Source organism: Nocardioides panacihumi (assembly GCF_039530925.1).
Classification (GTDB): domain Bacteria; phylum Actinomycetota; class Actinomycetes; order Propionibacteriales; family Nocardioidaceae; genus Nocardioides; species Nocardioides panacihumi.
The window spans coordinates 100,819-104,185 of the sequence record NZ_BAAAPB010000004.1 but is presented as its reverse complement, the minus strand read 5'-3'; the positions used below and the strand labels follow the sequence as shown (position 1 = coordinate 104,185).

Below are 3,367 nucleotides of genomic sequence, written 5' to 3'. Positions count from 1 at the left end.
GATGCGCCGACTCGGCGTCTTAGGATGATCGGGTGCCAGCGGCAACCCGCTCGGCTCTTCTCGGGCAGCTGGGTGAGCTCGTCGACGAGGCCTCGGCCGGACACGGCAGGGTCGTCGTCGTGTCGGGCGAGCCTGGAATCGGCAAGACCACGCTGGCCAGGACGCTCGCCGCCGGCCGACGGGAGCGAGTGCTCTGGGGCGCGTGCGAGCCTCTCGCGACGACGCGCCCACTGCTGCCGCTTCACGACTGGTCGGCGACGCTCGGCGGCGGGGTCGCGGCCGCCCTGGCCGGTGACGACCCCCGGCACGACGTCTTCATCGAGACGCTCGGGGCGATCGGCCTCGAGCCGACGGTCGCGGTCGTCGACGACGTGCACTGGGCCGACGACGCGACGCTCGACCTGCTGGTCTACCTCGGTCGCCGGCTGGCCGACTGCCCGGTCACCCTGCTGATCACCGTGCGCGACGAGGAGCCGTCGGCCGGGCCGCGCGTCGCCGAGGTGCTGCGACACCTCGGCTCGCTCCCGGACAGCCGGCGGGTCGTCGTACCTCCCCTGACGAGCGGCGAGGTCGCCGAGCTCACCGCCGGGACTAGGCTCGACGCCGACCGGGTCCGCGAGGTCACCGGGGGCAACGCCTTCTTCGTCGCACAGCTGGTCGGCTCGCCGGACGGAAGGCTCCCGGCCTCCGTGCGCGACACGGTGCTGGCGAGCCTCGCACAGCTGTCCCCGAGCGCGCGGCACGCGGTCGAGACGGTGTCGGTGGTGCCGGACCGCGCGGAGCTCGACGTGGTGTACGCCGCCGGGCCGGCCGACCCCGCCGACGTCGAGGAGGCTGAGCGAGCCGGCCTGCTCGTCTCCGACGGGCGCACCGTCCGGTTCCGCCACGAGCTGGGCCGCGAGGCGGTCGAGGCCTCCCTCCCAGGCGCCCGTCGCCGCGACCGGCACGCGGCTGTGCTGGCCGCACTCGTCGCCGACTCCGGCGGCCACGACGCGGCGATCGCCTACCACGCCGACCTCGCCGGCGACCACCAGGTGGCCGTGACGTTCGGGCTCCGCGCCGCCCGCGCCGCCGGCCGCCAGCGTGCGCGCCAGGAGGCCTGCGTGCACCTCTCGCGCGCGGCCGCCCACCTCGACCACCTCGACGCGACCCAGGCCGTGCACGTGCTCCGGGAACGCGCGGAGGCGCTCACCGTCGGGGGCGACGTGGCCAGCGCGGTGTCGTCGTCGGAGGACGCCGTGGCGCACGCGCGGACCCTCGACGACCCGGACGTGCTGGCGCAGCAGCTCGCGGCCCATGCGCAGATGCTGTGGCGGGGCGGGCGCGGCACCGACGCCCGCGGTGCCCTCGACGCGGCCCTCGACGCCGCGAGTGCCGTGCCCGGAGGAGCCGGCGAGCTCGCGGCGCTCGCCATGGCCAGCACGTTCCACATGCTCTCCCGCGAGATCGAGGCATCGATCACGACCGGTCGCCGCGCGATCGAGCTCGCCCGGCGGCGCGGCGACGAGCGACGGCTCGCGCAGTCGCTCCACGCGGTCGGGACCGCGTCCTGGTTCACCAACCCCGGGGACGCCGAGCGGATGATGCTGCAGGCCTACGACCTGGCCGAGTCCATGCAGGACGACGAGCACGCCGGCCTCACCCTGGTCAACCTCGGCTGCGGGGCGGGCGAGGTGCGTCGCTACGCCGAGGCCAGGCGCTGGCTGAAGCAGGCACTCGCGTACAGCAGGGACCGCGACATCGACATCTACGTGGGCTACGCGACCGCCTGGCTCTCGCGCGTCGAGCTGGAGCAGGGCGACTTCCGGGAGGCCGCCGCACTGGCCTCGTCGGTGGCCGACGTGCCGTACGTGGTCACCCGGATCGTCGCCCAGACGACGCTCGGCCGGATCGACGTACGGCTCGGCACACCCGGGGACCACCTCGACACCGCGTGGGCGCTCGCGGAGCCGACGGGCGACCTCCAGCGGCTCTGGCCCGCTGCCGCGGGGCTCGCCGAGGCCGCGTGGGCGGCCGCCGCTCCCCCGCCGGGCCGCGTGCTCGACGTGTTCGAGCAGGCCTCGTCCCTCCAGCACGCGTGGGCCGTCGGCGAGCTCGGCTGGCTGCTGGTCCGGGCCGGGATGCTCTCCCCCGACGACCCCAGGCTCGCGGCGGCGGCGCCGCCGTACGCCGCTCTCGTCGCCGGCCGCCCCGAGGAGGCGGCGCGGCTGTGGGACGGCCTGGGATGCACGTACGACGCCGCGCTGGCCCGCTCGGAGGTCGGCGACGCGACGTCGCTCGTCGGCGCCCTCACGACGCTCGACGAGCTCGGCGCCCGCGGCGACGCCGACCGGGCGGCCAACCGGCTGCGGCGGCTCCACGTGCCGGTGCCCCGGCGCCCGCGTCGTACGACGGCGGCGAACCCGTCCGGGCTGACCGACCGCGAGCTCCAGGTGCTGCGTCTGCTGCGGGAGGGCCTGACGAACGGCGAGATCGCCGAGCGGATGTTCATCTCGTCCAAGACCGCTGAGCACCACGTGTCCGCGATCCTGACCAAGCTCGGCGTCGAGTCGCGCACCGCGGCCGCGCGCGTCGACCTGGCCGGGATCTAGCCGGAACGCAATGTGGGGGGAGGTCACCCATGTGCGGGGGGCGCGGCCGCGCGAGAGTGGTGGCATGAGCGTCGACATCACTCTGCTGGGCGGCTTCTCCGTCCGCGTCGCGGACGTGCCGGTGGCGGATCGTGCGTGGCGGCGACGTGCCGCGAGCGCGGTGGTCAAGCTGCTCGCACTCAGTGAGGGGAGGGCGCTCCACCGTGAGCAGGTCGTCGACCTGCTCTGGCCGGAGCTGTCACCGGCGGCCGCCCTGCCACGGCTGCACCAGGCGGCGCACTACGCCCGCACGGCCATCGGCCGGCCGAACGCGATCGTCCTGCGGCTCGACCGCGTGATGCTGCTGCCGGACGCCGACGTCCGGGTCGACGCGTCCGAGTTCCGTCGCAGCGCCGAGCAGGCGCTCGCCACAGGCACGGCAGACGCCGCGGCCGATGTGCTCGCGTCGTACGCCGCCGAGCTGCTCCCCGAGGACCTGTACGCCGAGTGGCTGGCGCCGCATCGCGAGGCGCTCGGAGCCCTGCGCGACCGGTTGCTGCAGCTCGCCGGTCGTACGACCGGCCCGGGCGAGGCCCCGGGCCCGGCTCGGACCCTCGTCGGCGCCGCCCACCACGGCCGGTCGCGGGGCCTCCTGCTCGTCATCGACGACCTGGCCGGAGCCGACGCCGCGTCGCTGCGGATGCTCCACCACGTGGCCGCGAACATCACCGCCCGCGGCATCGGCCGGGTCGTCGAGCTCGGTTGACGGCCGAGTCGGCGCAACCTTGCACGCGAGC

At 75.6% G+C, this 3,367-nt stretch carries 2 protein-coding genes; both read left to right on the top strand.

The genetic code is table 11. From position 1 onward, the window contains the following. Positions 1-32 precede the first annotated feature (32 nt). Positions 33-2,591: an ATP-binding protein gene (locus ABD205_RS16505; RefSeq protein WP_344046629.1), complete on the top strand. Its 2,559-nt coding sequence runs from the start codon at positions 33-35 to the stop codon at positions 2,589-2,591. A 64-nt stretch (positions 2,592-2,655) separates the two neighbouring features. Beyond that, entirely contained in the window at positions 2,656-3,336 is a 681-nt protein-coding gene (locus ABD205_RS16500; protein WP_344046627.1) for an AfsR/SARP family transcriptional regulator, read from the top strand. Positions 3,337-3,367: the final 31 nt, after the last annotated feature.

Excerpts from the sequence above, each read along its gene's own strand:
- ABD205_RS16500 (WP_344046627.1), top strand. The coding sequence starts at position 2,656 with ATGAGCGTCGACATCACTCTGCTGGGCGGCTTCTCCGTCCGCGTCGCG.